Annotated in this window: 3 tRNA genes; all 3 read right to left on the bottom strand. The window is 57.9% G+C overall.

The window, feature by feature from the left end:
• Positions 1-31: 31 nt before the first annotated feature.
• Positions 32-105, bottom strand: a tRNA-Gly gene (locus HMPREF2852_RS00025).
• Between the two features lie 7 nt (positions 106-112).
• Positions 113-187, bottom strand: a tRNA-Gly gene (locus HMPREF2852_RS00020).
• 8 nt (positions 188-195) lie between these two features.
• A tRNA-Phe gene (locus tag HMPREF2852_RS00015) sits at positions 196-271 on the bottom strand.

Genomic DNA, 271 nt, shown 5'->3' with positions numbered 1-271 from the left:
TGCTCTATCCAGCTGAGCTACAGGCGCATATTGGAGCGGGTGAAGGGAATCGGACCCTCGCAACCAGCTTGGAAGGCTGGGGCTCTACCACTGAGCTACACCCGCATAAAATTGGAGCGGAAGACGGGATTCGAACCCGCGACCCTCGCCTTGGCAAGGCGATACTCTACCACTGAGCCACTTCCGCATTTTTTCTGGTGCCCAGAGGCGGAATCGAACCACCGACACGGGGATTTTCAGTCCCCTGCTCTACCGACTGAGCTATCTGGGC

Source organism: Anaerococcus sp. HMSC065G05, from assembly GCF_001812365.1.
Lineage (GTDB): Bacteria > Bacillota > Clostridia > Tissierellales > Peptoniphilaceae > Anaerococcus > Anaerococcus vaginalis.
Note: the sequence above shows the minus strand (reverse complement) of the source record. Positions and strands in the feature narration are given on the sequence as shown.